4 protein-coding genes are annotated in these 4,580 nt (G+C 61.4%); all 4 read left to right on the top strand.

All coding sequences use genetic code 11. The features are described 5' to 3' along the window. The first annotated feature begins 92 nt into the window (after positions 1 to 92). Entirely contained in the window at positions 93 to 446 is a 354-nt protein-coding gene (gene yajC, locus LN450_RS03995; RefSeq protein WP_003489768.1) for a preprotein translocase subunit YajC, read from the top strand. A 190-nt stretch (positions 447 to 636) separates the two neighbouring features. Beyond that, positions 637 to 2,481, top strand: a complete 1,845-nt coding sequence (gene secD / locus LN450_RS03990; RefSeq protein ID WP_011347822.1) for a protein translocase subunit SecD — start codon at positions 637 to 639, stop codon at positions 2,479 to 2,481. 89 nt (positions 2,482 to 2,570) lie between these two features. Then, on the top strand, positions 2,571 to 3,539 hold the full coding sequence (gene secF / locus LN450_RS03985; protein ID WP_008571687.1) for a protein translocase subunit SecF: 969 nt from the start codon (positions 2,571 to 2,573) through the stop codon (positions 3,537 to 3,539). A gap of 825 nt (positions 3,540 to 4,364) precedes the next feature. Continuing rightward, on the top strand, positions 4,365 to 4,580 hold a 216-nt coding region (locus tag LN450_RS03980; RefSeq protein ID WP_228892614.1), incomplete at its 3' end, for a hypothetical protein.

Here is a 4,580-nt window from a genome sequence, read left to right as displayed (position 1 = left end):
TGCGTGGCATAATTCCCGGCTGTTCCGCCCCGGCGGTACCTGAATAGCGAGCGGGCCCATGGGCCCGCTGGCACCAAACTAGGATGCACTGAATGAATCTGCTCGATTTCCTGATCCCCGCTGCCCAGGCGCAGGCCGCTGGCGGCGCGCCGGCACCCGGCCCGATGGGAGGCCTGTCTACCTTCGCGCTGCCGATCATCCTGATCGCCGTGATGTACTTCCTGATGATCCGCCCGCAGATGAAGCGTCAGAAAGAACACAAGGCGCTGCTGGACAAGCTGGCGCGCGGCGATGAAGTGATCACCTCCGGCGGCGTTGCGGGTGTGATCACCGACATCGGCGACAACTTCATCAGCGTGGAAGTGGCCGATAACGTGCGTATCCGCGTGCAGAAGAGCGCCGTGGGCCATGTGCTGCCGAAGGGCACGCTGAAGTCGGCGAGCTAAACGCGTCTTGCAACGGCTGCGCCGCTATCAGGCAGGCGCAGTCGTCAGGTGGAACCGGAGGTTGTGACCCACCGGTTCCGCCGTACCGCCCGTATCCATCTGAAGACCATTGGCGACGTTGTACCGGTCGCTTGAAGTCGTTCTCACTGCTAGGCGCGGCGCCGGGATGGTGCCACGCGGGACTGTCGCAATGCTCGAATTTCCTCGCTGGAAGTACTTCCTGATCCTGCTGGTACTGGCCGTCAGCGCGCTGTATGCGTTGCCCAACGTGTACCAGAAGGACCCGTCCGTGCAGATCACCGCCAGCCGCGGTGCGCAGCTCGACGACGCATTGCGCAGCCGCATCGACGGTGAGCTCAAGAGCGCCGGCATCACCCAGAAGGCGATCACAAAAGAAGGCGACAGCCTGATGGTGCGGTTGCCTTCGCTGCAGGCGCAGACACGCGCCAACGACGTGTTGCGTCAGCAGCTGGGCGAGAACTACACCGTGGCGCTGAACCTGGCCTCCACCGTGCCGGACTGGCTGGCCAAGCTGGGCGGCCGGCCGATGGTGCTGGGTCTGGACCTGGTGGGCGGCGTGCACTTCGCCATGCAGGTCGACCAGAAGGCCGCGCTGGAAAAGCGCCTGGACGGGTTTGCCGAAGACATCCGCACCACCTTGCGCGATGCGCGTATCCCGTATCGCTCGGTGGAACGTCGCGCTGACAACAGTATCCAGGTCAACCTGGGCGAGGGCGCCAATGCCGACGCCGCGCGCGTGACGCTGGCCAAGGCGCAGCCGACCCTGACCTACGACGTCAGCGGCCAGAACATCGCCGTGAAGGTGCCGGAGGCCGAGCTCAAGCAGATCGCCAGCGGTGCGATCGAGCAGAACCTCACCACCTTGCGCAACCGCGTCAACGCACTGGGCGTGTCCGAGCCGACCATCCAGCGCCAGGGCGAGGACCGCATCGTGGTCGAACTGCCCGGTCTGCAGGACACCGCCGAAGCCAAGCGCCTGATCGGTGCCACCGCCTCGCTGGAATTCCGCGCCGTGGTCGACGGTAATGCCGACGATGCCGTGCGCAGCGGCAACATTCCGCCGGAGGCCAAGGTCTATCGCCTGCGCGACAGCAACGCGCCGGTGTTGTTGAACAAGCGCGCGCTGGTGACCGGCGACCAGATGGTCAGCGCATCGGTCAGCACCGACCAGAACGGCATGCCGGCAGTGGCGGTGACGCTCAACAACGTCGCCGGCCAGCGCATGTTCGACTACACCAGCGCCAACGTCGGCAAGCTGATGTCGGTGGTCTACATCGAGCGCATTCCCACCGTGACCATGGTCGACGGCAAGGAAGTGCGCAGCGTACGGGTCAAGGAAGAAGCCTTGTCGCCGACCCGCATTGCCGGCGTGTTCGGCAAGAACTTCCAGACCACCGGTCTGGAAAAGACCGAAGCCGAGAACCTGGCCAAGCTGCTGAAATCCGGCTCGCTGGCCGCACCGATGGATTTCGTCGAGGAATACGTGATCGGCCCGAGCCTGGGTGCGGAGAACGTGGAGCGCGGCGTCACGGCGGTGGTCTACTCGTTCCTGTTTACGCTGGTGTTCTTCACCATCTACTACCGCGTGTTCGGCGCGATCACCTCGGTGGCGCTGCTGTTCAACCTGCTGATCGTAGTGGCGGTGATGTCGCTGTTCGGTGCCACCATGACATTGCCGGGCTTTGCTGGCCTGGCGCTATCGGTCGGTCTGTCGGTGGACGCCAACGTGCTGATCAACGAGCGTATCCGCGAAGAGTTGCGCCTGGGCGTACCGGCCAAGTCGGCGATTGCGGCCGGTTACGAAAAGGCCGGTGGCACCATCCTCGATGCCAACCTCACTGGGCTGATCGTGGCAGTGGCCCTGTATGCGTTCGGTACCGGCCCGCTGAAGGGCTTCGCGCTGACCATGATGATCGGTATTTTCGCCTCGATGTTCACCGCGATCACGGTCTCGCGTGCGCTGGCGGTGTTGATCTACGGCAGCCGCAAGAAGCTGAAGTCTGTCGCTATTTAATGCGAGTCCCTCGCAAGAGCCCGTCTGTAATGCGAGTCCCTCGCGAGAGCCCGCACATCCATGTGCGGACTGCTTAGGAAGATCTTTCAATGAAAATTTTTCCGCTTCATCTGATTCCCAACGACACCAAGATCGATTTCATGAGCTGGCGCAAGCCGGTGCTGATTTTGATGCTGGTGCTGGCAGTCGCCTCGGTCGGCATCATCGTCGGCAAGGGTTTCAACTACGCGCTGGAATTCACCGGCGGCACGCTGGTACAGACCTCGTTCCAGAAGACCGTGGACGTGGATCAGGTGCGCGAAAGGCTGTCCAAGGCCGGCTTCGAAAACGCCCAGGTGCAGAACGCCCGCGGCGGTAATGAAGTCATGATTCGCCTGCAGCCGCATGGCCAGAACAACAATCGCGACGATGCCGCTCGCACCGTTGCCGAAGATGTGCGCAAGGCGGTGACCAGCGATGAGAATCCGGCCACCGTGCAGCCTGGCGAATTCGTCGGCCCGCAGGTCGGCAAGGATCTGGCCTTGAACGGCGTGTATGCCACGGTGTTCATGCTGGTGGGCTTTTTGATCTACATCGCGTTCCGCTTCGAGTGGAAGTTCGCGGTGGTCGCCAGCCTGACCGCGTTGTTCGATCTGCTGGTCACCGTGGCCTTCGTGTCGCTGACCGGCCGCGAGTTCGACCTGACCGTGCTGGCCGGCCTGCTGTCGGTGATGGGCTTTGCGATCAACGACATCATCGTGGTGTTCGACCGCGTGCGCGAAAACTTCCGTGCCCTGCGCGTGGAGCCGCTGGAAGTGCTCAACCGCTCGATCAACCAGACGCTGTCGCGCACGGTGATCACCGCGGTGATGTTCTTCCTGTCGGCACTGGCGTTGTACATCTACGGCGGCGAATCGATGGAAGGCCTGGCCGAGACGCACATGATTGGTGCGGTGATCGTGGTGATCTCCTCGGTGATCGTGGCCGTGCCGATGCTGAGCATCGGGCCGTTCGCGGTGACCAAGCAGGACCTGCTGCCCAAGGCCAAGGATGTGGAGGCGCTGGCGCGCCGTCCTTGATGGGTTGGCAAGCGGTGTGACGAGAAACCGCGCATCGCGCGGTTTTTTCGTTTCTGGCGTTGGGCGTCGTGACTGCACGGTTATGCGCTGTGACGCCACGGCTCAAGATCGTGAACACTAGGGATTGCGTCGGAGAGGTGATGCCGATCGATACGCAGTACGTTGCGGGAGAGGGCCGCTGGCCAGGATGAAACGGCGTGTCCAACTGAGATGCGCCTGCACGGTGCGCAGGCTGTAGCGCCGAACGCGCAAACGGCCGCGCACTTGATCGAGCAACTGCATCGACGGACGTGCTGTTACACCGTTGTTCTTGGGGGGGTATTTCATACGCCGTGTCCTTGCTGGATAAAACTAGAAACCGCGCAAAGGTAGAGTCCGTTTACCGTCGCGTAATCTCGTGATCGCGGCTAGGATTTCCCATTCACAAAGCGCCAGCGATCGAAGATACTCCGTGCAACACCGCAGTTCGGCAGTCCAATAGTAGTTAGGCAGAGGGAGAAGCTTCATGGGGGTCTTAGATAAGACAGCGCACACCTTGACGTGCTCATGTGGCGTCATCGAGTCGCAGTCTATCGTTGAATATGGCTCTGCTTATGGCAGTGGTGGCTGGCAATCTGGCAAACCGTTTCAGCGCTTTGACGTACTTTGGGGGCCGAACAGTCAATCTACCGGTCCCACGATCGCGTCTGCGACCTGCAATTCTTGTGGCAAAGCGCCGACGACTTCGATCTCGTAGCACGTATGGAATTGCTGCTAACAACTCATTCAACCCGAAGTTGCTTCGCAACTCGGCTTAATTCAAGCATTAGGCCGCAGGAGATGGTTATGTCGCAGTCCTTAAAATCTGTTCTTCAACGCCTCGAGCAGATCATCACGCCGCCCACGTCGTACACCAATGGCACAGTTGTCTTGTATCCGGATGCAACAGAATCCGGCCCTGTTGCCGACCTCAAACGCGATATATGGGGGAAGTGTGTCGCTGTCTTAGACACCGGCAAAGCTTGGCTCTCCCGAAAGCAACCACTGGGCTTAAGGCACTTG

Origin of the sequence: Xanthomonas euvesicatoria pv. euvesicatoria (assembly GCF_020880415.1) — a bacterium.
In the GTDB taxonomy this organism is placed as follows: Bacteria; Pseudomonadota; Gammaproteobacteria; order Xanthomonadales; family Xanthomonadaceae; genus Xanthomonas; species Xanthomonas euvesicatoria.
This window is presented reverse-complemented; position numbering and strand designations above follow the sequence as displayed.